General features: G+C 60.4%; 21 protein-coding genes and 2 pseudogenes. 10 read left to right on the top strand and 13 right to left on the bottom strand.

Annotated features, from left to right (window positions below):
* Nucleotides 1-4: 4 nt before the first annotated feature.
* From VOM14_RS10400 to VOM14_RS10390, 3 genes are read right to left on the bottom strand one after another with little or no spacing between them, the layout of a single operon-like run.
* Nucleotides 5-1,186, bottom strand: a complete 1,182-nt coding sequence (locus tag VOM14_RS10400; RefSeq protein ID WP_327628635.1) for an acyl-CoA dehydrogenase family protein — start codon at nt 1,184-1,186, stop codon at nt 5-7.
* Between the two features lie 20 nt (nt 1,187-1,206).
* Nucleotides 1,207-2,031: an HpcH/HpaI aldolase family protein gene (locus VOM14_RS10395; protein WP_327628634.1), complete on the bottom strand. Its 825-nt coding sequence runs from the start codon at nt 2,029-2,031 to the stop codon at nt 1,207-1,209.
* Between the two features lie 12 nt (nt 2,032-2,043).
* Nucleotides 2,044-3,525 carry an NAD-dependent succinate-semialdehyde dehydrogenase gene (locus VOM14_RS10390; protein ID WP_327628633.1) on the bottom strand — a complete coding sequence of 494 codons (1,482 nt, stop codon included), beginning with the start codon at nt 3,523-3,525 and terminating at the stop codon, nt 2,044-2,046.
* A 246-nt stretch (nt 3,526-3,771) separates the two neighbouring features.
* Between VOM14_RS10390 and VOM14_RS10385 the strand changes: the two genes are divergently transcribed.
* Genes VOM14_RS10385 through VOM14_RS10370 form a run of 4 tightly spaced genes read left to right on the top strand, consistent with a single transcriptional unit; the run spans nt 3,772 to nt 8,439 of the window.
* Nucleotides 3,772-4,800 (top strand): TRAP transporter substrate-binding protein, encoded by a 1,029-nt coding sequence (locus VOM14_RS10385; RefSeq protein ID WP_327628632.1) that lies wholly within the window; start codon nt 3,772-3,774, stop codon nt 4,798-4,800.
* A gap of 35 nt (nt 4,801-4,835) precedes the next feature.
* Complete coding sequence (locus VOM14_RS10380) at nt 4,836-6,749, top strand: TRAP transporter large permease (RefSeq protein ID WP_327628631.1); 1,914 nt, start codon at nt 4,836-4,838, stop codon at nt 6,747-6,749.
* A gap of 31 nt (nt 6,750-6,780) precedes the next feature.
* Nucleotides 6,781-7,491, top strand: a complete 711-nt coding sequence (locus VOM14_RS10375; protein ID WP_327628630.1) for a GntR family transcriptional regulator — start codon at nt 6,781-6,783, stop codon at nt 7,489-7,491.
* An 18-nt stretch (nt 7,492-7,509) separates the two neighbouring features.
* Nucleotides 7,510-8,439, top strand: coding sequence for a D-2-hydroxyacid dehydrogenase (locus VOM14_RS10370; RefSeq protein WP_327628629.1), 930 nt, complete (start codon nt 7,510-7,512; stop codon nt 8,437-8,439).
* Nucleotides 8,440-8,948: 509 nt separating this feature from the next.
* Here the strand turns inward: VOM14_RS10370 and VOM14_RS10365 are convergent.
* The 8 genes and pseudogenes from VOM14_RS10365 to pdxR all read right to left on the bottom strand — a co-directional run bounded on the left by VOM14_RS10365 (nt 8,949) and on the right by pdxR (nt 18,331).
* Nucleotides 8,949-9,293 carry a GFA family protein gene (locus tag VOM14_RS10365; protein ID WP_327628628.1) on the bottom strand — a complete coding sequence of 115 codons (345 nt, stop codon included), beginning with the start codon at nt 9,291-9,293 and terminating at the stop codon, nt 8,949-8,951.
* A 22-nt stretch (nt 9,294-9,315) separates the two neighbouring features.
* Nucleotides 9,316-10,344 (bottom strand): zinc-dependent alcohol dehydrogenase, encoded by a 1,029-nt coding sequence (locus tag VOM14_RS10360; RefSeq protein ID WP_327628627.1) that lies wholly within the window; start codon nt 10,342-10,344, stop codon nt 9,316-9,318.
* Between the two features lie 27 nt (nt 10,345-10,371).
* Nucleotides 10,372-11,067: a hypothetical protein gene (locus VOM14_RS10355; protein ID WP_327628626.1), complete on the bottom strand. Its 696-nt coding sequence runs from the start codon at nt 11,065-11,067 to the stop codon at nt 10,372-10,374.
* Between the two features lie 30 nt (nt 11,068-11,097).
* Nucleotides 11,098-12,438: an MFS transporter gene (locus VOM14_RS10350; RefSeq protein WP_327628625.1), complete on the bottom strand. Its 1,341-nt coding sequence runs from the start codon at nt 12,436-12,438 to the stop codon at nt 11,098-11,100.
* A gap of 63 nt (nt 12,439-12,501) precedes the next feature.
* Nucleotides 12,502-13,638: a porin gene (locus tag VOM14_RS10345; RefSeq protein WP_327628624.1), complete on the bottom strand. Its 1,137-nt coding sequence runs from the start codon at nt 13,636-13,638 to the stop codon at nt 12,502-12,504.
* Nucleotides 13,639-13,826: 188 nt separating this feature from the next.
* Nucleotides 13,827-14,738, bottom strand: a complete 912-nt coding sequence (locus VOM14_RS10340) for a LysR family transcriptional regulator (RefSeq protein ID WP_327628623.1) — start codon at nt 14,736-14,738, stop codon at nt 13,827-13,829.
* Nucleotides 14,739-15,012: 274 nt separating this feature from the next.
* Nucleotides 15,013-16,426 (bottom strand): annotated as a pseudogene (locus VOM14_RS10335) (IS1182 family transposase).
* A 375-nt stretch (nt 16,427-16,801) separates the two neighbouring features.
* Nucleotides 16,802-18,331 carry a MocR-like pyridoxine biosynthesis transcription factor PdxR gene (gene pdxR / locus VOM14_RS10330; RefSeq protein ID WP_327628622.1) on the bottom strand — a complete coding sequence of 510 codons (1,530 nt, stop codon included), beginning with the start codon at nt 18,329-18,331 and terminating at the stop codon, nt 16,802-16,804.
* Between the two features lie 189 nt (nt 18,332-18,520).
* On the opposite strand from pdxR, the gene VOM14_RS10325 reads away from it, so the two are divergent.
* The 4 genes and pseudogenes from VOM14_RS10325 to VOM14_RS10310 all read left to right on the top strand — a co-directional run bounded on the left by VOM14_RS10325 (nt 18,521) and on the right by VOM14_RS10310 (nt 20,294).
* Nucleotides 18,521-19,273 (top strand): SDR family oxidoreductase, encoded by a 753-nt coding sequence (locus tag VOM14_RS10325; RefSeq protein WP_327628621.1) that lies wholly within the window; start codon nt 18,521-18,523, stop codon nt 19,271-19,273.
* A gap of 36 nt (nt 19,274-19,309) precedes the next feature.
* Nucleotides 19,310-19,456 (top strand): annotated as a pseudogene (locus VOM14_RS10320) (carboxymuconolactone decarboxylase family protein); the annotation flags it as partial.
* A 74-nt stretch (nt 19,457-19,530) separates the two neighbouring features.
* Nucleotides 19,531-19,938, top strand: coding sequence for a cupin domain-containing protein (locus tag VOM14_RS10315; protein WP_327628620.1), 408 nt, complete (start codon nt 19,531-19,533; stop codon nt 19,936-19,938).
* A gap of 77 nt (nt 19,939-20,015) precedes the next feature.
* Complete coding sequence (locus VOM14_RS10310; RefSeq protein WP_327628619.1) at nt 20,016-20,294, top strand: hypothetical protein; 279 nt, start codon at nt 20,016-20,018, stop codon at nt 20,292-20,294.
* A 201-nt stretch (nt 20,295-20,495) separates the two neighbouring features.
* Here VOM14_RS10310 and VOM14_RS10305 read toward each other — a convergent pair whose 3' ends face one another.
* Together VOM14_RS10305 and VOM14_RS10300 are read right to left on the bottom strand one after the other, a co-directional pair.
* Nucleotides 20,496-20,870 (bottom strand): hypothetical protein, encoded by a 375-nt coding sequence (locus VOM14_RS10305; RefSeq protein ID WP_327628618.1) that lies wholly within the window; start codon nt 20,868-20,870, stop codon nt 20,496-20,498.
* A gap of 1,296 nt (nt 20,871-22,166) precedes the next feature.
* Nucleotides 22,167-23,270, bottom strand: a complete 1,104-nt coding sequence (locus VOM14_RS10300; protein ID WP_327628617.1) for an IS5 family transposase — start codon at nt 23,268-23,270, stop codon at nt 22,167-22,169.
* A 288-nt stretch (nt 23,271-23,558) separates the two neighbouring features.
* Here VOM14_RS10300 and VOM14_RS10295 point away from each other — a divergent pair, with 288 nt between their 5' ends.
* Together VOM14_RS10295 and VOM14_RS10290 are read left to right on the top strand one after the other, a co-directional pair.
* Nucleotides 23,559-24,581 carry an IS110 family transposase gene (locus tag VOM14_RS10295; RefSeq protein ID WP_327628616.1) on the top strand — a complete coding sequence of 341 codons (1,023 nt, stop codon included), beginning with the start codon at nt 23,559-23,561 and terminating at the stop codon, nt 24,579-24,581.
* A gap of 329 nt (nt 24,582-24,910) precedes the next feature.
* On the top strand, nt 24,911-25,604 hold a 694-nt coding region (locus tag VOM14_RS10290; protein ID WP_327628615.1), incomplete at its 3' end, for a transposase.

The raw sequence follows: 25,604 nt of genomic DNA, 5'->3' as shown, positions 1-25,604 counted from the left end.
CCGTTCACGATTTGAGCGCGCGCGCCACGATGTTGCGCTGAATTTGATTGGTACCGCCAAAGATCTGGAACATCTTGGCTTCGCGGTAATGACGCTGCATCGCGTATTCGGCGGAGTAGCCATTGGCACCCATGATCTGGATGCCGTCGGTCGCAACCTGCACGTAGGTGTCCGACGCGAAGTACTTCGCCTGCGACGACTCCATGTCGCAGCTTTCGCCTTCGTCGAGCAGCTTCGCCGCCCGAAACGCCATCAGGCGAGCGGCATCCACGCGCGTCTGCATATCGGCGAGCAGATGCGACACGGCCTGGAAATCGATGATCGACTGCCCGAACTGTTTCCGGTCGTTCGCATACCAGCGCGCAAGATCGATCGCCGCCTGCGCGCCGCCCACACACATCGCCGACAACGCGATGCGCTCCTTCGACAGCACCGTGGTGAGCTTCTTCCAACCCACGTGCAGGCCGCCCACGATCATTTCTTTCGGGACACGCACTCCGTCGTACACCACTTCGCAGGTCCGGATAGCGTGGCCGCCGAGCAAATCGATCGGATTAATGGTCAGGCCTCTGGATTCTTTCGGTACGAGGAAGAGGCTGATCCCGTCGTGCTTCTTCGCTTCCGGATTGGTGCGCACCGCGGTCAGAATGTAATCGGCCTGCAGCGCGCCGGAAATCCACATCTTGGTGCCGTCGAGAATGAAGTCGTTTCCGTCGGCCACCCCGCGCGTCGTCAGCGAGGCGGCATCCGAGCCGGAGCCGTTTTCGCTCAGTGCGAAGGCAAGAAAGGCACGCCCTTCGGCTAGCTTCGGCAACACTAAGGCCTTGATATCGTCCGGGGCGAAGCGCGCCAGCGCGCCGCCCACCATGTTCACGTTGGCATTCCAGAAGCGCGCGAGCGCAATGGTGTGATACGCGACGACCTCGAGATAAGCGGCCATGTCGAGATAGCCACCGACGCCGCCATACGCTTCGGGCAGCGTGATGCCGAACCAGCCCTGTTCGGCGGCCACCTTCACGAGTTCCTGTGGGAAGCGCTTCTCTTCGTCGCACTGGCGAACGTATTCCGGCGATGCATGGCGCGTCAGCACCCGATTCACCGAATCTCGAAATTCGAATTGATCGGCATTCAGATAGGGTTTCAGGTCGCGCCGGTTGACCAGATTGCTTGCGTATTCGGGATTCACTCTGTCTCCTCCTTCTCCGATCAGGACGCCTTGCGTTGCGCCATCTCTTGTTCCGCCGGGCCGAGCGGGATTGCACGCAACATCTCCGAACGCGACTTCGCCCCCGTCATCAGGAACGCGAGATCCGAGCCGCTGAGAATGAAACGCGCGCCTTTTTGCACGTAGGCGGTCATCAAGGCCTCGTCGTACACCCCCCCGACGCCCGGCACCTTGCCGTGCCGGTGACATGCGACGCACACGGCGTCGACGGCGGCCGCCACACGCATATGGCCGAGTTGTCCAGTGATACCGAGATCCGCCGCGAGATCGGTCGCGCCGACCAGCAGCACGTCGATGCCCGGCACCGCCGCGATCGCGTCGGCGTTCTCGAGCCCTTCGCGGGTTTCGATCATCGCCACGACCAGCACCTCGTCGTTGATCGCGCGAACCACATCGGCGATCGGAAGAGCCTGAAAGCCGACCTGCGGCAACATGCCCGGGATCGACCGTCCGCCGGCAGGCGGGAAGCGGCACATGTCGGCGATCCGCGCGGCCTGTTCGGGCGTACTCACGTGCGGCACCACGATGCCCATCGCGCCAGTATCGAGCAGTCGAGTGGCGTGGAACGGCTCGTGCCCCGGCACGCGGATGATCGGCGTCACACCGCCCACCAGAGCGGCGGCGCAAATCTGTGCGGCCGTGTCGATGTCCATCGAATTATGTTCCATATCGATGAACAGCCAGTCGAAACCCGCCGTCTGCGCGATCTGCGCGATGTCGACGGTGCGGGCCTGGCGCAGCCCCATGCCGAGTGCCAGTGCACCCGCGGCGAGTTGCGCTTTCGCGTGATTCTTGATGCTTCGCATAATGGATTCCGTTCAGGCGGTGGCGTCGAGCGGCTCGTCGTTCGCCAATTCGAGGTTGATGAATTTGGTGTCCATGTAGTCGCGGATCGCGTTCGGTCCGCCTTCGCGTCCGAACCCGCTGTCCTTGTTGCCGCCGAATGGCGTCTCCGCCGTCGACGCCACGAACGTGTTCACGCCGACCACGCCGGCCTGCAAGCGCTCCGTGGTCTCCAGCGTGTTGCGCATCGAGCGCGTGAAGACATACGCCGCGAGCGCGAACGGCAGCCGGTTCGCCTCGGTGATGACTTCGTCCATCGTCGTGAACGGGGTGAGCGTTCCGACCGGGCCGAATGGCTCGTCGTTCATCAGGCCGATGTGGGAAGCGGGGTTGGCGACGAGCGTCGGCTCGTAGAACCAGCCGCGACCGAATTGCGAGGGGCGCCGGCCACCGCATAGCACGCTGGCGCCTTCACTCACGGCTTCATCGACGAGACGTTCGATCGCGTCGCGGCGCTTCGACGTGGTCAGCGGACCAAGATCGGTGTTCTGCTGCAACGGATCGCCGACGCGTAGCGCTTCGGAGCGCTCGACCAGCGCCTTCACGGTCTTGTCGAAGATCGATTCGTGGATATAGAAACGAGTCGGCGATGCGCAAACCTGGCCCGCGTTGCGGAACTTACCCAGCGACGCCAGATGCGCAAAAGCGCCGATGTCAGCGTCGCGATGCACGATCACCGGCGCATGGCCGCCGAGTTCCATCGTGACCTTCTTGAGGGTCTTCGCGGACATTTCGACGATCTGACGGCCGATAGGCACCGAGCCGGTGAAGCTGATCTTCGCCACGCGCGGGTCGGCCATGATCGTCGGCGTAATCGTGTCGGCTTTGCCGATCACCAGATTGACCGCGCCCTCGGGGAACCCGGCATCGACGAAACAGCGCACCAGTGCCATCGTCGCGCCGGCCGCTTCGTTCGACGGCCGGATCACGATCGTGTTGCCGGCGGCCAGCGCCGGGCCCATCTTGCGGGCCAGCAATAGCAGCGGGAAATTCCACGGCGTAAAGGCGGCGACCACCCCGAGCGGCTCGTAGTGCACCAGATACCGTCCGCCCTTGACGCGACTTTCGTAAGACATACCGAACACACGGCGCGCTTCATCGGCGAACCAGTCGATCGACTCAGCGGACGCATTCGCTTCCCCACTGGCCTGTGCGATCGGTTTGCCTGTTTCCAGCGCGACGATTCGCGCGAGTTGCGGCGTGCGTTCGCGGATGAGCGTCGCAGCCCGGCGCAGCAGCGCTGAGCGCTCCCACGCCGTGAGCTTGCGCATGGCGGCCAAGGCGTCGGTCGCGGCGTCGATGGCCTCGGTGACCTGTGCCTGCGTGGCCAGCGGCATGCAGCCCAGCCGCTGTTCCGTCGCCGGATTGATCGAAAGCTGGCCGTTGTCAGCCGTCGCGGCTTGCCAGCGGCCTCCGAGCAGCAAGCCGTGCTCGCGGTAGTGCGCCTCTAGTTCCATTTGCCTCCTCCTGACAGGTATCGCGGTTGTTTCCCGGCTTTGTAGGTGCTTTCCCGGGAAGCCTCTTGCATGCACTCTTTTTCTTATATCAACACCTTGACATCGAAGTGTCAACACTTTTAGAGTGTGTGTCAGCGAAATGTGATTCGTCGCATACACTTTCAGTAGTCAAGGTTCACAAGAAGAACGCCAGCGGCGCCGCCGAATGCGTCATCCAGCATTTCCTTTCCATGGAGCGAGACGAAAATGAGTTTGTATTCCCGTCGTACCTTTCTTCAAACGCTCGGAGCCGCCACGGTGGCGGCGATGGGGACCGGCGCCTTGCCGTCGCTCGCTCGGGCGCAGACCGCGCAGTTCAAGCTGAAGTACGCGAACAACCTCGCGCTGTCCCATCCGCTCAACGTTCGCGCGAAAGAAGCCGCGGACGCCATCAAGAAGGAATCCGGCGGTCGTGTCGAGTTGCAGATTTTCCCGAACGGTCAGATGGGCACGGATACCGACATGCTGTCGCAGGTTCGATCGGGCGCCATCGACTTCCTTACTCAAGGTGGCGTGGTGCTGTCGACGCTGGTGCCGGTTTCCGCGATCAACGGCATCGGCTTCGCGTTCAAGGACTACAACCAGGTATGGGCGGCGATGGACGGCGAGCTCGGCAGCCACATCCGCACGGCGATCTCGAAGGTCGGGCTCGTCGCGATGGAGAAACCGTGGGACAACGGCTTTCGGCATCTCACGAGCTCAGTCAAGCCGGTGCAAAGCCCGGCCGACCTTAAAGGCCTAAAGATTCGCGTGCCGGTCAGCCCCCTTTGGACCTCGATGTTCAAGGCGCTCGACGCCTCGCCCACCAGCATCAACTTCAGCGAAGCCTATTCGGCATTGCAAACCAAGGTCGTCGACGCGGAAGAAAACCCGCTCGCGCTGATCGAAACCGGTCGCTTCTATGAAGTCCAGAAGTACTGCTCGTTGACCGGCCATATCTGGGACGGTTTCTGGTTCCTTGGCAACGCGGGGTCTTGGGGCAAGCTCCCACCGGACTTACAGACCATCGTGGCGAAACACCTGAATGCGGCCGCGGTGGCTGAACGGGCGGACGTCGCCGCTCTGAGCACATCGCTCGTCGGAACCTTGCAATCGCGCGGCATGGCGTTCAACAAACCCGACATCCAGTCGTTCCGCGCCTCGCTGCAAAAGGCCGGCTTCTACGACCAGTGGCGCAAGAAATACGGAGATGAAGCGTGGGCGTTACTCGAGAAGTACACGCAGAAGCTCGCATGAGCGCGGACCACCGAAGAGTTTCTGGAGAACGAGTCATGACTTCCCGAGTTCATCCCGAGCAGGTGTTCGCCCAGGACATGGGCGCGCCTAAGGAACGGCATGCGATATCGAAGGTCGTGCGCGTCGGCAGCGCACTCGAAACGGCCATCAAGTGGATCACCGAAGTGCCCGCTGCGTTGCTGCTAGTGGCCGAAGTGGTGCTGTTGCTTACCAACGTTTTCTGCCGCTACGTGCTGCAGGATCCATTGATCTGGGGTGACGAACTCGCGTCGATCCTGTTCATCTGGCTGTCGATGCTGGGCGCAGTGGTGGCGTTGCGGCGCGGCGAACATCTGCGGCTGACGATGTTCGTTGCCAGAATGTCTTCGCGAAACCGCGCGTTTGCGGAAACGCTCGGAAATTTTATCGTGATGACCTTCGTGCTGCTGCTGGTACGGCCGGCAACCGACTGGGCGATGAACGAATGGATCATCAGCACGCCGGCGCTCGATCTGCCGAATGCCATCCCCGCGGCCGCGATTCCCGTGGCGGCTGTGCTGATGCTCGTGCTCGCCGTTACGCGGTTGCTCGAGCGCTCGTCACTGCGCGACTGCGTGAAGGCTTTCGCGCTGGTGGCCGGGGTCGCAATTGCGCTCTATTTCGCACGGCAAGCGCTCGCGCCACTGACCGCAGTCAGCCTGATTCTTTTTTTCGCTGTCGGCGTAGTCACGATCATCTGTCTCGGTGTGCCGATCATGGTCGCCTTCGGGGTGTGCACGTTTGCTTATCTTGCAACCGTCACCGGCGCACCGTTGACGATTGTCGTGAGCACCATGAATCAGGGGATGTCCAGCCTCATCCTGCTCGCCGTCCCGCTGTTCATCCTGCTAGGCGCGCTCATGGAAGCGATGGGGCTTGCCGAAGCGATGATCCGTTTCCTCGCTTCGCTGATCGGGCACAAGCGTGGCGGCCTCGCCTATGTGTTGATCGGCGCCATGTACCTCGTCTCCGGCATCTCCGGCTCGAAGGTGGCGGATATGGCTGCGCTCGCGCCGGGCCTGTTTCCGGAAATGAAAAAGCGCGGTGCGAATGAAGGCGACCTCGTCGCAATGCTTAGTTCGGCGGCGGCCATGTCGGAAACCATTCCGCCCAGCCTCGTGCTGATCACGATTGGGTCGGTAACCGGCGTTTCGATTGCCGCGCTGTTCACAGGCGGCTTCATGCCGGCCGTGGTCGGCGCGGTAGCACTCGCGGCAGTCGTCTGGTTCAGAAGCCGCGGGGAAATCCTGCAAGGCGTGCAACGGGCCTCCCGGGCCCAGGTCGGCCGCGCATTCCTGATTTCGCTGCCTGCGCTCGCGCTGCCCTTCGTGATCCGCGCGGCCGTGGTGGAAGGCATCGCGACAGCAACGGAGGTGGCGACAATCGGCGTGGCTTACACCTGTGTGGTGGGTTTGCTACTGTATCGCCGCTTCGACTGTAGCCGGCTCTATCCTATTCTGGTGGAAGCGGCGTCGCTGTCTGGCGCGATTCTGATCATCATCGGGTGTGCAACCGCGATGGGATGGGCGCTCACGCAGTCAGGCTTCTCCGCGCAACTCGCCACGTTGATGATGGCTGCGCCCGGGGGCAAGCTCGGCTTCCTGGCGATCTCCGCGATTACGTTCGTGATGCTCGGCAGCTTTCTTGAAGGTATCCCGGCGATCGTACTGTTCGGGCCGCTACTGTTCCCGATCGCGCGCGCGATGGGCATCTCGGACGTGCACTACGCAATGGTCGTGGTATTCGCGATGGGACTGGGCCTGTTCGCGCCACCGCTTGGCCTCGGCTTCTACGCGGCGTGCGCGGTCAGCAAGGTCGATCCGTCAACCGCAATGCGCCGCGTTTGGCCCTATCTGGGGGCTTTGGCGGTCGCCCTCATCGTGATAGTGCTGGTTCCGTGGGTATCGACGGGTTTTCTGCAAGCAAAATAAGGTATCGAATGGTACAGAAAGGGCAATCGACATGAAAAACGCGTTTAACAGTGAGCCGAACGGCAAGGGGAACGCGCGCGCGCCCGAGGTAATTGCGTCGAAGCTCGACGACATTCGCGATCAGGTTCGCGCCATGATTCAGCGGGGGGACTTGCGCCCCGGTGAACGCGTGAATGAGCAGGCGCTCGCAAACCAGATCGGCGTCGGCCGCAATTCGGCGCGCGAGGCCCTGCGCTCGCTCGAACAAGCGGGGCTCGTGCGAATCGTCCCCAATCGGGGCGCCGAAGTACGGCGGCTTTCGCTCGAAGAGGCGATGGATCTCTACGAGATTCGAGCAGGGCTCGCACGCACGGCGGGACGGCTCGCCGCGCTGCGTCTGACCATCGACGAGGAGCAGTCCCTGAGCCTTCTCGTTGACAAGATGGACTCCGCCGTAGCCGAGCGCAACAGCCCTCTGTATCGGACTTTGAACACCGAGTTCCACCGTCAACTAATGGCAGCGACCAAAAATCCGCGGCTGATCACGATCGACCAGGCTGTCGAAGACGAACTGACGCTTTACATTCACAAAGGTGTGTATTCGTTCACGCAGATGCAGCGTTCCTCGAAAGAACACCGCGAGCTTTTCGAGGCGCTGCGTGCGGGTCAGGCCGACGCGGCTGCACAGGCTTTCGAGAATCACGTGCAGACGGGCAAGCAGCGCATGCTCGACACAGTGTCCACGAGGCCGTCCGAACGTTAATGAGCTTGGAGTAGCTTGTTGAAAACCATAGTGTTTCTGGACCGCGCGACGCTGTCGGCCGATTTACCCGATTTTCGCTTCCCACATCGCTGGGTCGAATATTCGTCCACTACGCAAGAACAGGTGGTACAGCGCTGCCGTGACGCGCAGATCGTCGTGACCAACAAGGTGCCGCTGACGGGGGAGGTGCTCGCGCAGTTGCCGCAACTGGAAGTGATCGGCGTGCCGGCCGCAGGGGTCAATCATCTGGATATGAAAACATGCCGCCAACGGAGCATCGAAGTAGTCGCATGTCCGGGCTATTCGACGATCTCCGTGCCGGAGCACGCGTTCGCACTGATGCTCGCGCTGCGCCGCAACCTGGTTCCTTACTGGAACGCCGTTTATGCTGGAGGCTGGAGCGGGTCACCCACTTTTTACGCTGAACTGCATCCGATCGAGGATCTGCACGGTTCGACGCTCGGCATCGTCGGTGCCGGTCACGGTGGAAAGCGACTCGCCGAACTGGCCGGCGCGTTCGGCATGCGTGTGCTCTTCGCCGAGCGCAGGCACGCCATGGCGGTGCGCGAAGGCTATGCTGCATTCGGCGAGGTGCTGCGTGAGGCGGATGTGATCAGCCTGCACTGCCCGCTTACCGACCAAACGCGGCATCTGTTCGGTCTCGCCGAATTCGAGCAAATGAAGCGCAGCGCGTCGCTCGTGAACGCCGCGCGCGGCGGCATTGTCGACGAGGGGGCGCTGATCGAGGCGCTCGACCGCAAGCTGATCGCGAATGCCGCGCTCGACGTCCTCGAGCAGGAGCCGCCAGCGGTCGATCATCCGTTGTTGACCAGCGCGCGCACGGATCTGATCGTGACTCCACATGTCGCATGGCGGACTCAGGTGGCGATGCAGCGGCTCGTCAGACAGCTTGCGCAAGGCATCGACCAGCATTACGCGCGGCGCTGAGAGCGAAATTCGACGAGCTAGTGTTGCGCCTCTTGAAGCTGCGCCGCTCCGTCGCGGCTGAAAGGCCGAGAGCATCATTGCAATAAGCGGCTGTGGCAGAGGCCGGCGATAAGCCTCTATGGATTTGAACTTTCCGATTCATCGGGAGCCGGTCGAGGTTTCGAAACGGTTGCGCGTTAGCCGCATGGTAACTTCGGAGCTGGAGCCGCAGCCTCCGCCACCGTATTCGTCGCCTTTGGCGTGCAAACCCACTGCCGACTGGCCGAGAAGCGGAATTCCACTGGCCGCTTTCCGGCGATGAATTCGAAGAGCGGGCTGACGCAACCCGAACCCGAAGCCGCCACCTGCAATCTGAGACTGAATGTCTGAAGTTTGGCCCATAGCCGGCGATGCAGACGTGCCGCGCCGAAAACCTTCAGACACTACTTTATGTTCGCGTACAGCTCTAAATATTGCTCCGAGCCGGCATATCTCCGAACGACGAAAAGATGCAGCGGTTTTCAACGCGGCTAACGCCTGCTTCCGTCCACATGCCGCAGCGGAATCGCTGACACGTCAAGACCGTCAATGCAGAATGCGTTCACGCTGTACATGGCAGGATCCATGCGCCGCTGATGAAAAGTGTAGATGCCGCATGTCGAGCAAAACTGATGATGGGCTTGCCCGGTATTCCATCGATACGAACTCAACGCACTGTGCCCTTCCATTATCTGCAGACTATCGCGCGGGACACTCGCCATCACCGCATGCCGCTTCGTGCATAACGAGCAGTTGCAGATTACGAGTTCGTCGATCTGCGCGTCAAAGGCGAACTTGACCGCGCCGCAATGGCATGAGGCTGTATAGCGTGGCATCTTTCCTCCGTTGAGGACGTCGTCACGGCATCAGCAAAATTTTCGAGCCGATCTTTTTACGCGCCATCTCGAAGCCCTCGAGCGCATCGGCAAGCGGCAGCCGATGTGTGATCATCGGCACCAGTGCGACGTGATGCTCGACGACAAAATCACGCACTTGCGCCCATGTGGCGCGAGAAGCGCGGTAGGTACCGCGAATCTGATGACGATTACGCACGAGTTTAGCCGCATCGAAACTGACCGGCGCGCCGTGGATGCCGCAGATCACCATCACACCCGAAGGGCGCAAGAGATCGAGACCGGCCTGCACCGTGGACGGCACACCGGTCGCCTCGATGATGATATCGAACTCGTCCGCGCCGCTCAGTTGCTTCGCATCGGACAGCGGCCGTTCTTTCAGATCAAGTGTCTTGCCGATGCCAAGCGCCCGCACCCCATTGAGCCGGTCCCTGTCGTCATAGCCTGCCACCACGACGTCCGCGCCGCGCGCTTTTGCGAGCAACGCGATGCCCTGCCCGATGGTACCGGGTCCCATTACGAGCACCTTGTCGTCGCGCTTCACGTCGGCGGCCTTAACCGCGCTCAATCCGATCGACAACGGTTCGCATAGCGCCGCAATCCCGAGATCGAGATCGCTGGGCAACGCGAGACAGTTGATCGCAGGCACGCGCACGGACCGCGCAAAGCCGCCATCGCGCAACATGCCGATGCCGCGACGATCACGGCATTCGTCGAGGCGCCCTGCCGTGCAAAAGCGGCATACGCCGCACTCGACCGACGGAATCACAACGACTGGCTGCCCCGCCTGAAGATCAACGACGCCTTCGCCCGCAGTCGCGATCCTGCCGGCAAACTCGTGACCGATCGTGACCGGAAACGCCTGCTTCAGAAAGTCGTAGCCTCCCGACCAGTCGTAGATATGGACGTCGCTGCCGCAGATGCCGGCGGCGACCACCTCGACGATCACCTCGCCCGCGACGGGCGTTTGCGGCGGCGCTATCTCACGAAGTTCGAGGCCGAATGCGGCGGCAGTTTTTTGCAATGCTTGCATGGGTTCCTCCTGACTGCAGTATCGGATTCAAAGCGGCGAATCGGAGGCCGGTACGGATCGCAGCAACGACGCGTCTACCTGCGAATGCTTGATGCCAAAGACAAGTTCGTAGACGTCGACAATGGCTGGCCGTACAGCTTCTGCAAACCGACGCGCGAGCTTGCCGAGCGCCGCCTCGTGCGTCCTCAACGTAGCCTCGTCGACGCCTTCCGCCAGCAACACGTGGCTCGGTTGCTCGGCATTCGACCATTTCTCGAATGCGTCCGGCACCGATGATCTGACCTTTCCCAGATGCGCCGAGCTCACGCCCGCCAACGCCATGCATGCATCGGTCAGCGCCCGTCCATCGAACTGTCCGGCCGCACTGATCCGAACACACGCGATAGCCTGTCCCGGTACGCTGCCTGTGGACGCAACGGTGTCGCACGTCGCACGCACCACGTTTTTCAGCAGCGGGCGCATCGACGCCGACCACGCAGTGGGCCGTTCAATCACGTCGAGGTAGGCCGCCGAATCGAACACCGCCGATGTTTCGGTCTCGTACAGCGTGAAATAACGGTGCTGCCCCGGCGCCGACGACCGGTAGCGGCGGCCAGAGATGAAGCCGGCTATGCCGACCCGTTCGGGCACATGTTGGTCCGTATGCCAACGGTTGTATTCCGTGTCTGATTCAGCGCTGACGTCGTTCCATAGCGCGAGAAACGCGGAACCCGAAATGGCCATGATGCAACACTCCAGTTAATCGAAAACACTTCAGGATGGCCGTGCGTGCAGAACACGCGGTACGGCAGCGGGCATGCCGAACATGCACAGCGCGGCAACCAGTGCGGGTACCGCAACCAGCATGAACAAAGTCTCATAACCCAAGCCCGACGACAGCAGGAATCCCCCCATCACCGAGCCGAGCATCGAGCCAAAACGGCCGATCCCCGTGGCCCACGCCACGCCCGTCGCACGGCTGGTGGTCGGGTAGTGAGTCGCCGCTAGACCGTTGATGCCGACCTGCGAACCACTGATGCAAAAGCCCGCGAGAAAAACTATCGGGCCGAGCACCGCGGGTGTCGTATAGGTCTGCCCGACCAGGTAGATCACGACGCCGGCGAGACCGTACGCGCAACCCAGCACCCGGTGCGGCGTCCCCAGATCCATGACGCGGCCGAGCAGCAAGCCGCCGCACGTGCCGCCGACAGACCACAGCGCGGTAGTCAGCGCCGCCGTCTTCATCGTGCCGCCGGAATGGGTGATGATGGTCGGCAGCCAGCTCGACATCAGGTACAGCACCGACAGACCCATGAAGAAAGTCGTCCACAGCAGGAGCGTGCCACGACGATAAGGTGCCACCAGCAGTTCACGGACCGCCGAGCGCAGCCGCTCCGGTTCGCGCGCGACAAAGTGGCTATCCGCCGGCACCGCAACTGCCGCGATGCGTTGGCCGAAAGCACGCAGGTCCGCTTGCCGATCCCGACGGCGCAGTGCGAGAAAGCGCATCGACTCCGGCAGCCACAACCACAACACCGGCAGCAGCAACAAAGGCGTCACTCCGCCAACGATCAACATGGCGTGCCAGCCGAAGCGCGCAATCACCTGCGAGGCCACTACCCCGCCGAACGCCGAGCCGAGCGAATTGCCACACAGCATGATCGTGATAAGGGTCAGGCGCCGGCGCGTGGGGGTATATTCCGCCGTCAGCGTGACCGCGGTCGGCGTGGCACCACCGATGCCGACGCCGGCAACGAATCGCAGCAACGCCAGCTCCGTCACGTTGGTGGCCAGCAGGCTGAGCAGCGTTGCAAAACCAAAAAACGCGACCGATGCGAGCATCACCGGCCGTCTTCCGTAGCGGTCGGCGAGCGGACCGAAGATCAGTGAGCCGGCCATCATGCCGATCAGGCCGAACAGGAAAATCGGCGAGAGCTGGTTGACCGTCAACCCCCACGCCGCGCGCACCGACGGTGCGATATAAGCGGCGAGTCCGATATCTATACCGTCGATCGCCACCGTCAGAAAGCAAAGCACGATGACCAGCCACTGGAAGCGGCTGAGCGGCTGCGTATCGATAAACTCCTGCACATCGATCAAATTATTCTGCTTCATGCTGCATGTCTCCTACCTACATCCTGTCGTGGGCGCCTGGTTTGGCGGGTCGGGTCCGCTCTCTTAAAAGAGCTTTCTGAGGCCTACCCGCAGGGCCAGCTGATTCGAGTTGCTTGACGGCGACAAGCCGAACAGATTCGCGACAGCCTGCTTGCCGGTCGAATCGACGCCGCTCGCGTGTTGCCAGATGGCCATGCCGTAAACGTAGGTCGACTTCGAGAAGAGATAGGCTGTGCCGGCTTCGAGCGAGTTATAGTGACCGCCCGGCGAAGCGCTGTACTGCCATGCCACGCCACCCATTGTGGCCGGTGTGAAATTGAACGCGTAGTTCAACTGGTAGTTGTTGAACGCGGCATTCGCAGGCGCGGTGCGATTCGACGTCGTTCGGACAATGTCGAGAAAGCGCACGTTCGAATACAGAAACGACCATTGAGAGCGGCCATATACGTATTTCGCGCCGCCGCCGAGCACCTGCTGGCTGGTTGCAGTGACATAGTTCTGGAAGATCGGATTGGTGACCGGATTGGCAAAGGCCGCTCCGGTCACCGGCGAACTGGCCGCACCGAAAATCGATGTGGTCGGTGTTCGCATGTTCATATATGCGCCCGCAAACGTGAGACCGCCATTTACATATTGCGCGCCAGCACCATAAGTCCTGTCATGCGAGAAATCGCCCGGCGTACCACCGAGGCTCAGCATCGCACTGTAGTTGAAGCCGCGATAGACCGGGCTTTCGTATTTGATCACGTTGCTGATCTTGTTGTAGTTCCACGAACCGTCGATATCGCCAAGCGTGGCGCCGAGGCCGCCCGCGAACAGAAAACTCGTGCTCAGCGGCACGAAGTAGTCATTGGTCATGGAGTACTGACGACCCAGGTAGACGTTACCCCAGTCGCCGCTCAGGCCCACGAACGCCTGTCTGCCAAAGAGCGTGTTGGCTGGCTGAAAAGCCCCTGTCTCAACGCTGAAACCCGCCTCCAGCACGAAGATCGCCTTGAGAGTCGAGCCCAGATCCTCCACGCCACGCATGCCGAACTTGTCGCCGGCGCGCCCGCCGCTATAGGTCTGCACGGCCGATTTGCCGCCCTGATTGTTGGTATAGGTGAGTGCGCTGTCCACCGCCCCGTATAGCGTCACACTACTTTGCGCGTGCGCTAGCGCGCACGCTGCCAATGGCAGGCAAGCAACCAGATGTTTCACTTCCGTCTCCTGTTCATTGTCCGGGGCCGCGGCTGGCGCACCCTCTTTTTTACCAGGGCACCCGGTAATGGGCGACCTGTCAGAAAAATGATCGCCGAAACGGAACGTCGGAAATAGCAGCAAAGGGGAAGTTCAGAACATGGTTTTTGGAAAATATCGGAGCGTGGGGCCAGAAGAGTGGATAAACGTCAGAGGAAATCGTCCTCGCGTGCAAGTTCGGCGAGACCTTGCGTCAGAAAATCGAGCAAGGCGCGGAACAGCTTGGGATTGTTGTGATCCGCCGGGCGTAGCACCTTGATCCAGAAGTCCGGCAGCTCGAAACCTGCGAGGATCTGCACGAGTTGCCCCTCCTTGACACTCACCTTCGCGCGGTAACGCGGCAGCACCGCAATGCCGAGACCGTCCACGGTAGCACGATGCATCGCGTCGATGTCGTTGGTCGAGAACGCGCTGTTGACGGCCACGTCGATGCGGCCCGAGCCATGTTCGTCGAACGTCCACGTACGGACCGGGCTGAGATACGAATAGAGCAGGCATTGATGCGCGGGCAACTCGGATGGATGAACCGGCTCGCCGTATTTCTCCAGATACGCCGGCGACGCATAGACGAGCCGTTTGAACGGGCACAGCGGAAATTCCTCGACGCCGTCATAGGCAAGCGGCAGACCCGTGATCACGAAATCGAACCCTTCGAGCAGGGGATCGACCGGCCGGTTCCTCAATTGCAATTCGATGTCGACTTTCGGATGAGCACGGAAAAAGTCGTTCAGCAGTTTGCCGAGAAAATGATTCGTGAACGACGACGGCGCCTTGATGCGCAATCTCCCCGTGAGCGCCGGGCCATCGTCAACCGGGCCGCTCATCAGGCGCTCATAGGAGGCGAGAAAATCGCGCGCCAGTGCAACCGTCTGCCGCCCGCTCGAGGTCAGATGCAAACTGCGCGTGGTGCGTTGAAACAGCAGCGTATTCAGTTCTTTTTCAAGCGCACCGACCCGTTTGGTAACCACCGAGCCCGCTACGTTCAACCGCAGCGCCGCGCCGGAAAAGCTACCGATCTCCGCCACTGCGAGAAACGCTCGAACATTTTCTACGCTGTCCATATGTAATCGCTTCCGATAGTTTTCGCTATTCAACTGCCTTGCGCCAGCTCAGCTGATCATGATTTTCGACGTCACAAGTATAACGATCGGTTGCGTTTCGCCCCGGACTGAATCTGCACGCCGCCAAGGACTTCACAGTGAGTGCCGCCGAGGGCGCACGCACATTTGAAAAAGTCTTGTTTTTGTCGGAGACGCCGGAGTTGGCGGCATGTTTTCGAGTTGTGGCGATCGGCGAAGCGGCGAACCTGTGCGAGGCAACGATCCTCGTTTCTTGTCATGTCACTGCCTGGTTCATCTGCTTGCTTCCTGACATGAAACGCGTGGCCATTCTTCGCAGGTTTTGCGCAGTCGCCGCCATCAGGAATTCATCATGGGCGCCGCTTGGACCCCGCAGGCGCAGACGGTCCAACTTCAGAATGCGTTTGAGATGGCAAAGAGCATTTCCACCTTCTTTCGCTCACGGCAAGATCGCTTGTATTCAGGCGTTTTCGCAATATGCCTCGTTCCGTCACGCGCAGCTTCATGGATGCTGCGGGCGATCTTGCGGAATGGTGTGTTCGGACAGCAGCGATCCTTCATCGAACAGCTTTCGCAGTCGAACTGGCTTGCCCGATAGATGATCGTGCCAGCCTTCGTGACGCGCGAGCGCGGATTTCTGAAGTTGCGCCGATCACTGCGTAGTGTGTGACCGGTGGGACAGCGATATTCATTGGGCAGTTCATCCCATTGAAACTCGCTGCTGGACAATGTGTTGTCCTTGCGCGTCGTTTTTTCCCAGACCGGAACATGTGGCGCAATTTGCTTCTCGTCGATCATCCAGGCAAGCATCGCTGCCGAGCCATACGCGGTGTCGCCTGCAAGACGTCGGGGTTTGAGATCGTGCCGCCGCTCAACGCGGTCAATCATCGTCCTGGTTGATTCCACTTCGTGCGAGCGGTTCGCGGGCGTCGCCTCGACGTCAACGATGATCCCTGCCTGGAGGTCAATCAGATAATTGATCGAGTAGGCGAAGAACGCTGGGCTACCCTTGGCGGCTGTCCAGCTCGCAGCGGGATCGGTCAGAGATATTCTCTTTGGAGGTGTCGATGTCTCTGCCTCCTCGACCGCGTCTGCGCCGGCCGGATTCGCTTCCTCTAATACCTTTAGATATTCCCGTACTGCGCGGCTTTGGTCCTTGACGCAACCCCAGTTGATGGACTCAGTACCTGGGACACCGCGTGCAGGGCTTGCATCGGCCCTGATGATGCTTCGTCAATAGCGAAACCTTCGCCCTTTACGAGCCCCTCGGACATGCAGCGACCCAGCACCGACTCGAACACATGGCGTAACACATCGCTATCGCGGAAGCGACCGTGGCGGTTCTTGGAGAAGGTCGAGTGTTCGGGTACGACGTCCTCCAGACCCAGTCGACAGAACCACCGATATGCAAGGTTCAAATGGACCTCCTCGCATAACCTGCGTTCGGACCGGATGCCGAAGCAGTAGCCCACAATCAACATGCGGATCATGAGCTCCGGATCAATCGACGGCCGTCCCATTGGACTGTGGAACGGCGCGAGATGCTGGCGCAGATCGCGAAGGTCGAGGAAGTGATCAATGCCTCTCAACAGGTGTTCGCGAGGGACGTGACTATCAAGGTTGAACGAATAGAAGAGTTTGTCCTGTCCACTGCCCAGTTGACCCATCATGACGAATCACTCTCGTCGATCGATGTCTTCCAGGATAGTCTTCCAGGATACCGAACATTCCGAACCACGGGCGACTTTTTCAACACAATCAGAGTTGAGCAGCCGCTCGGTACGGTCAACTACGCCATCGGCGAACTCACACTCCCATCGGCCCGCAGAGGACCGTGGAGGTGCAGCGACTTCGATGACTCTATTTGAAACGGACCCGATGGTTAGAAAGCAGACGTACATGGCCGCCTCGCTTCGTTCACCTCGACACGCCCGATTCGCTGCTGCTCGAATTCCACGTCATGTGTCAGAAGCGGCGGCATGTGACGGACGCGCATTCGCCCGCCGTGCGGCGATTATTCGAAATCCGGGCACGCCCCCCGCGCGCTAGGCGTCGAGACACGCGCGCAACGTGCGCGCGAGACGGCCTGCCTCACCCGCATCGGCGATGTTCGCGAAGCCCATCACGAGGCCGCGCAGCGTGCGCCGCGCGCGGCCATTCGCGTACCAGATCGAAAGCGGCAGCACGGCGAGCCCCGCGTCGCGGGCACGCGAGGCGACGGCGACGTCGTCGACCGGGCCATCGGGGCCTTCGGCGAACTGCACCGTGAACTGGATTCCACCTGGCGGCAACTCGACAACCAGCCGTTCGCCAAACGCCTGCTCCAGCGCGTGCACGATCAGCATGCGCCGCTCGCCGTACAACGCACGCATCCGCTTCAGATGCCGCGCAAAATGCCCTTGCTCAATGAAATCGGCCACGGCCGCCTGCAATAGCGTCGGCGATCCGGCGTTCATGCTGTGCGCCACCCGCCCGACCCGCTCGACGGCCCGCTCCGGCACCACCACATACGCGAGCCGCAGACCGGGAAACATCACCTTGCTAAACGTGCCGCAATAGATCACGCGATCATGCCGGTCGAGGCTCTTTAAAGCTGGTAACGGCCGGCCCAGATAACGGAACTCGCTGTCGTAGTCATCTTCGATGATCCAGCGGGACGCTTTCTCTGCCGAAGCCAGCAGCGCCATGCGTCTCGCGAGCGACAGCGTGTGCCCGAGCGGGCTCTGATGCGACGGCGTGACCACTGCGAAACGCGCCCGCGCATCCAGCTGTGTGCCGCGCTCGACGTCGATCCCTTCGCCATCCACCGGCACCGGCACGAGCTGCACACCGGTCTCGGCCAGAAAACCGCGCGCGAGCAGATAGCCGGGATCCTCGAACCAGACGCAATCGTTCGGGCTGGCGAGACTGCGCAACACGAGTTCGAGCGTCGCACGGTAGCCGCCGGTCACGAACACCTGGTCCGGCAGGCAGGTCACCCCGCGCGACAGCCCGAGATAGGTGGCGATATGTTCACGCAGCAGCCGGTAGCCTGCCGGATCCGGGTAGGCGAGCATCGCGCGATCGCCGCTGCGTGCGCGACGCGAAACGAGCCGGTTCCATAGCCTGCCCGGAAACGCGTCGAGCGCGGGCAGCCCTGGTTGCAACGGCCGCGGCTCGCCGCTCATGGCGACGGCGATGGCCTGCCGGCGCGGTGCCGGTTGACCACCGCGCGATTCGTCTGGCGTCTGCGGCGTGTCCTTTCCCGCTGTGCTCTGCCTACCGCGCGCGTCCTGAACCCCTTGCGCACGCGACGGGCGCATCGCCGATGCCGGCAGCGACGACGATACGAACGTGCCCGCCGCGCCGCGCATCCGCAGGTAGCCCTCGTCGACGAGGATCGTGTAGGCGAGCTCGACCGTGCCGCGCGCCGTGTTCAGCTGCGCGGCGAGGCCTCGCAGTGCAGGCACACGATCGCCGGGACGCAGATGCCCGGCAGCGATCGCGGTCCTGAAACGCTCGCAGATCTGCAGATAGATCGGCAACTCATGCTGCCGATCGATTTCGATGATCAATGCGGAAGTCGGCACGGTCATGACGGTCTCGCGGGCAAGGGGAACGGAAACGACTTGGACTAGTCAGTTCACCAATTCTTGGCTCTTTTCGCTAGAGCAAGATTTTTCCACAATAGCCTCACGCAATGCGACGGCGGCGAACACTTTCACGCGACACGACACCCGCCGCGCACCCCGCGCGTTTATCTATTTTCATCTGGAGAATCTGTCATGAAGATCGTCGTAATCGGTGGGTCCGGCTTGATCGGATCGCGTCTTGTCGCACTACTCAACAAGGCGGGTCATGAGGCGCTCGCCGCATCGCCGCGTACCGGCGTGAATGCCGTTACGGGCGAAGGCCTGAGTAACGCGCTCGTGAGCGCAGACGTCGTAGTAGATGTGACGAACGCGCCGTCATGGGAGCCGCAGGCGGTGCTGGACTTCTTTCGCACTTCGGCGCGCAACCTCGGCAAGGCCGAAGTGGCCGCAGGGGTGCGCCATCACGTCGCGCTATCCATCGTCGGCTGCGACCGCACGCCGGAGAACGCGTACTTCGTTGCCAAGGTTGCGCAGGAAGAGGTGATCGAAGCGGCAGGCGTACCGTACACGATCGTGCGCGCGACCCAGTTCATGGAGTTCATCGGCGGTATCGCGGATTTCGGCACGGAAGGCGGCACGGTACGCCTCGGCGACGGACTGTTTCAGCCGATCGCCGCAGACGACGTCGCGGCGAACCTCGCGCAGATCGCGCTCGCCGCACCGCTGAACGGCACGGTCGAGATCGCCGGCCCAGACCGCGCGCCCTTCGCGGAGATCGTCACGCGTTATCTGAAATCGATAGGCGACGCACGCCCGGTGGTGACAGATCGCGATGCGCAGTACTACGGCGGCCGTGTCGAGGAACAATCGCTCGTGCCGCTCGGCGACGCGCGGATCGGCCGCGTCAGTCTTGACCAGTGGCTGGCGCAGGCAAAAAAGGGTTGATTGGAGGTTTAGCCATCGAGCAAAGTCCACCGCGCGCGGACCCTGCTCTCCGAGAAGGAACTGTCGGACCTGACGTTCGAAGTGATGGCCATCAAGGGATGGGGACGCGCGAACGTCGCGTTCAAAGCCGTGCCGGGTTCGTCCGACAAGGCGTTTGGCCTCGACAAAGCCAAATCCGCCTGAACGACGGGCTTTTGCTGTCTTTCTTTAATTTCCGCCCGCGCAGGCGGGCCGCGTCATGTGGGGAGCACACCACCATGCTTCGCTTGAAAAACGCCGCAGTGGCTGCGGCCGTCATTATATGTGCATTGATGGGCGAGGCTCGCGCCGAGCCGCCCGCGGCCATCGTCACGCCGTTGATGACAAACTCGCTCGACGAATATCCTGGCAAGGAAGCCGTGATGATCACCGTCGAGTATCCGCCGGGCGCCGCCGATCGTATTCATCGGCATAACGGGTACGGCTTCATCTATGTGCTGGAAGGATCGGTCGTCATGCAGGTCAAGGGCGGCAAGGAAGTCACGCTGGGACCAGGAGAAACTTTCTATGAGGGCCCGAACGATGTTCATACGGTCGGACGCAACGCAAGCCAGACTCAACCGGCAAAGTTCCTCGTGCTGCTGTTAAAGAACAAGGGGGCGCCCATTCTCGTGCCGAAGAAGTAAGCCTGACCGCGCGGCCACGCTTGCGCCCTTAAAGAAATCGGCGGCCGATGTCACAAACGGCAGTGCTGATACGCCTAATGCTGCAAGGACTCCACGACTCGCGCTGCCATGTCAGATTGCCGATCACCCCGCCCGCCGCCGACGCAGTCTGTCCGTTCGCAAGCAGTTTTGCGACCAGTTACGGCGGGGTCGTTTCCTTTCTCGCCGTCGCCGACGACGGCAGCGTCCGTCAGTTTCCCGAAGTAATGCAGCCGTTCCAACGGCAGGTTTCCCCGCTCGCTGAACGGCAGGTTGTGGCCGAGAGCACCAGAGCTGCCATTGAAATCATCAACGGTGGCTTCAGGCGACTTTGGTGAATGCGTACAGTCGGCCAATCGCTGCCGTTCGCGCAACCGCGCAACACGCGAAGCCGTCATTCCAACGGCTGGTCCCTCTCCGAAACCTGTCGGATATTCTTTGGGAGCGAAACAGACGCGCGGTATTCCGTGAAGTTAGCGCGGATACGCTTGCTTAATGGTGCAGATCTTCGCGGGTGCCGGAAATCGCCAGTTCCGCACTCAGGGACTGGACGCGGAAAACGCAGTCGTCGACTTTTGTGAACTGACGACTCGTATGCAGTGCCCTTGCTCGACCCAGATTTGTCTTGCTGCTGCGGGGGTGCTTACCGGGCGAACCGAATATTTGCCAACCTTCGGCGCCGTGATGTTGTATCCCTGTTTTCCCAGCTTTCTTTTGTTAGGATTCTCCGCGAACCAATTATTGAAATCCTCTGCATTGGAATAGCTTGCAAAGACAAGTTCGTCTTGCTGTTGGTTGGCAATAGCTTCGATTGTGTTCCCGTTTGGCGCGACCAAGTGATAGCGTTTTGGAAGTTCCTCCGGCCGCACAAGAACGTGAGGGCCCGTATCCACCTTTCCGGAAGTGATCGTCACGTCCTGGTTTCCTTCCAGATAGTATTTCCTCGTTACATCGGAGGGTGTTCGAAGCTGATAAGACTGCACGACGTTGGCGCACAAGGCCCTCAACGCGGATCCTGCACTTCGTTCATCGAAAGCGAAAGCTTCGCGCTCGGGATAGCCTCGTTGTTCTTGACATATCCATCGGGATTTCGTAGACCGTACGCCCCGTTAGTCGCGCCCGCCGTCGAGCTACGTGGAGTACCCTCCTTGCTCGGCTTCGCCAAGCAAGGAGGTCGCCCCGGGGCGTCTATGCCGACGTGGAAGCAGTGCTTAGCGCATGTCTAGGCCGAAGACTCTTCGAAAGTAATATCCTAGGAAACCGTACTTCTTACGCATTTTCTCGTCATAGTCCGGCGAACACAAAAGCTGAAGATACTCTCTAGTCTCACGCGACGCCTCCCACTGTCGCTGGCGCTCCTCAGGAGTAGTAGAGCGCGCCTCTGGCCGCTTTGGCGTTATTGTGTATATCGGCCGGTCCTGGTCATAGGCGCTCTGGTTCCCCGCCTGTTCCCGCTGCCCTATGGCCTTCCCTATTGACTCACGTCGCTGTTGCGCTTCTGCTTCTTTCCGCCTTTTATAGAGAAGGTCACCTGGTTTGTCGCCTTTGTAAAGAAAAGATTTTCCGACAGGATCCTCCCGGCCACAGTATTCGCAGCTGCGTGCGTCGCGCTCGATGTAAGCAAAACAATATTGACAACAACTACGATCCATAGATTCCCCTTCTAACCAAGACATCAGATTCCCGTCGATCTTTAAGGACGAGCATCGAACGCCTCCCGACGGAGCGCGGGAACGTCCCACCCCAAGTCCGCTAATAACGGCAAGCACCGGTTAAAGTTTAACTGTCGCGGAGCTGACATAGCGCCTAAATATGTGTGATGCAAATTCGGCGACACTGAAAAGGCACCGGTCCATAATGTGTCTGCGCCGAGGAAATGTCTTCGAAGGAACGGTCGATACGAGCCCGCGAACCCTGAAACAGTACGCCGCATCGACCGGTGCGAGTGATCCAAGGGTTGGAAGATTCCGACTGCTCCTCAGCAAGATGAAACGCCAATGGCCGGAGTATGCCAACGATCGGCCATTCGGTGAGAAGGTGTTGCGAACGACGCCTAGCAGGCTGCGGAAATACATCTCTACGGAAACAGCGTTCTTGGCTTTGCGCGGGTCTCGTCGTTAATTTTTTGCATTGCGAGATATCAAGGCAAATCCAAGTTTTTTTCGACGGGTTGAGGCGTACTTTTCGCCTCATTCCCGCGATTGCTGTCACTACGAGCGGACCTGTCCTAGCGAACGCATGCGCACGAGGTTGTAGGCCGCCATGTTCAACACGAACATCTGGTCGACTTTCTTCAAGCCGCGCACCATCACCTGGCGCATGCGGCCCACGGTCTTCGCCCATCCAAAACCTTGTTCGATCAGCTTTCGCTTTTGCTGTGATATCGCGTAGCCGACGCTGCGCGCAATCGCATCGGGCACCGCCGAACGTCGGCCGGAGGTGTTCTGTGCCACGTGCGGCGTGACCTTCATCTGCTCACAGGCTTCAATGAACTCCTGTGCGTCGTAACCCTTGTCCGCACCAAGCGTGATTTGCGCAACCGCATTGTTCGACGCTTGCCGCGCATCGTTGATCATGACCTTGGCCGCTTCACGTTCTGCATATCCGTCAGCGCGACTCACGCGGGCATTGACCACCAGCCCATGGCGATTGTCTGTCAGCGTGTGACCCATGTAACGAAGTTCGCTGGCCGTCTTGCCCTTGCGATAAAGCCGTGCATCGGGATCGGTCTTCGACTCGTGTGTTTCGTTGTTCCGCTTACTACCCTTGAAGCCTGCTTCGCCGCTGCCATCGTCGCTATTGCTGCTGTCTTCATCGTCCTTGCGCACAAAGCTCTTGTGTCCCGCCCAGGCCTGGATCAACGTGCCATCCACGCTGAAGTGCTCCCCCGACAACCAGTTCTTCTTCTGCGCGAGCGACAGCACTTCATTGAAGAATTCGACCACCGCATCGTGCCGGATCAAACGCTCACGGTTCTTCGTGAACACCGTCGGCACCCAGACCGATTCGTCCATCGACAGACCAATAAACCATCGAAACAGAAGGTTGTATTGCGTTTGCTCCATGAGCTGACGTTCGGACCGGATGCTGTATAGCACCTGTAGCAGCATCGCCCGCAGCAGCTTCTCCGGCGCGATGCTTGGCCGGCCTCCCTTGATGTCGGCCTCGTACATCCCGGCAAACACCCGATCCATCTTCGCCAGCGCTTCGTTCGCCATGACGCGAATCGAGCGCAGTGGATGTGAGGTCGGAACGAAATCGTCCAGCTTGCGCACGGAAAACAAACTCTCGGTGAACGTGTCGGCGCCGCGCATAATTTCGTGGTGGGTGAGCTTCCTATATCAACGCTTTCGCTATTCGTCGCGATGACTTCAGTGCGCGGCATTTCCGCAGCCTGCTAGGAGTCGCGTGCTGCCGATCGCAGCCTAGCGAAGCTGCGTATGCAATTGCATGAGTCGGCACCCGGCCGAGATGGAATGGACACCGCCCTCCCTTCGGGGACGCAGGGCCTGGCACAAACGCAGAGGCTCTCCTGAACCGATCGGCATCATTGTGCCAGAGTGGAGTTTCGACACGTCCACTTGAGGAACGGAGAGCCCAAAATGAATGCTACGACATACGGACTGGATGTTGCAAAACACGTGTTCCAGATGTACTGGGTCGACGCTCAGACCGGCGAGATCACGAACCGGCGCTTTCGCCGCGACGAACTGATCAGCTTTCTGGCTCAACGGCCAGCGGGTCGTGTGGCATTTGAAGCATGTGGCAGCGCGCACTGGTGGGCTCGAAAGATCAAGGCGCTTGGGCACGAGGCGGTGCTGTTACACCCGAAGTTCATCCGGCCGTTCGTTCAAACGAACAAGACAGATGCAGCCGACGCTCGTGCGATCTGGACTGCTGTTCAGCAGCCGGGGATGCGAACTGTAGCGGCAAAGACGGAGGACCAGCAGGCGATGCTCGCTCTTCACCGGATGCGCTCGCTGCTCATCAAGTTTCGAACCATGCAAGTGAACCAGCTGCGAGGCCTTCTTTACGAGTTTGGCGCGTCGTTTCGGGTCGGACGAGCGGCAGGGTTGGCTGAGATCCGTGCACGAATGACCGAGGTCGAGGATGCCTTGCCCGGGACTATTTTCAACAGCCTGCAAGACCAGTTGAGGCGCATCGACGGGATCGAACAGGATATCGATAGGCTGGAAAAACAGATAGGCAGCTGGCACAAGCGAGAAGCCGAGTGCCAGGCTATCGCGGCGGTACCCGGCATCGGCAAGCTTACCGCGACGGCGCTTGTTGCCACGATCGGCGATGCGAAGACATTCAAGTCGGGTCGTGAGTTTGCGTCCTTTCTGGGGTTGGTACCAAGGCAAAGTGGCACCAGTGGCAAAGTCTGGCTAGGCGGGATTTCAAAGCGGGGGGATCCGTATCTGCGTACGCTGCTCATTCACGGGGCGCGCTCAGTCATGTACCACTCAAAAACACCGACTGCATGGCAGAGAGCAATCCAGGAGCGACGTCCAGCGAACATTGCAGCAATCGCTCTTGCGAACAAGATGGCACGAACGGCATGGGCCATCCTCGCTCACGGCAGTGCGTATGAAAAGAACCACAGTAGCGTAAAACCCGCTTAACGCAGGGACAGTGAGCGTCGAGCTGTAGTACCGATAGGTTGCTGAGGTTGATACTCATGTGATGGCAAAACAGGTCGGACCGCAGGAGCGCAAACCTGAACACGCCCTTGCACTAAATGTGCGTGACCGAGATGAGGACGTTCCTGGCGAATTCCATCAAGGCCCGCGGGCTTCGGCTTGCACGAAAGGCCGAATATAAGACCGCAGCCGACACCTCGTTTGAACATCGCATGAAGATCGATCTGGCAAACCGGGCGGTGTCCATATAAGGGCGTGTGAAAACGCATTTATCGCCTAAGTTGAATCAACACATTGAGACCGGGTGACTCATGAAGCGATTCGTTGAAGGCGACGACCGCAAACAGATCGCACTCCTTCCCGAATGCGTCGACGACTACATCGGGCAGGACAACCCAGTGAGGGTGATAGATGCCTTCGCCGACGAACTGAACCTTGCGGAACTCGGCTTCAACGGTACCACGCCGGCGCTCACAGGCCGCCCGTCCTATCATCCGGGCGTAATGCTCAAGATCTATATCTACGGGTATTTGAACCGGGTGCCGTCAAGCAGGCGTCTTGAGTGTGAATGCCAACGCAATGTGGAGTTGATGTGGCTAACAGGACGTCTGGTGCCAGACTTCAAGACGATCGCTGACTTTCGCCGCGACAACGGGCCGGCTATTCGCAACGTGTGCCGTCGTTTCGTCGAACTATGTCGCGGGCTGAAGCTGCTATCCGGCGATATGGTGGCAATCGACGGCAGCAAGTTCAAGGCTGTGAACAGCCGTGACAGGAACTACACGGCAGGAAAGATCGACAAGCGTCAGCAGCAGATCGAGGAAAGCGTTCGGCGCTATCTCGACATGATTGAAACCGCAGACCGGATCAGCCCGACAGGCCTCGATGTGAAAACCGTTCGCCTGTACGAGAAGATCGCGCTCTTACGTCAGCGGATGCGTGAGCTCGAGCAGATCAGGGAGCAACTGAAGAAGGAACCGGACAAACAGTTGTCGCTTACTGATC

This window comes from Paraburkholderia sp. MPAMCS5, assembly GCF_036016995.1.
GTDB lineage: Bacteria > Pseudomonadota > Gammaproteobacteria > Burkholderiales > Burkholderiaceae > Paraburkholderia.
Note: the sequence above shows the minus strand (reverse complement) of the source record. Positions and strands in the feature narration are given on the sequence as shown.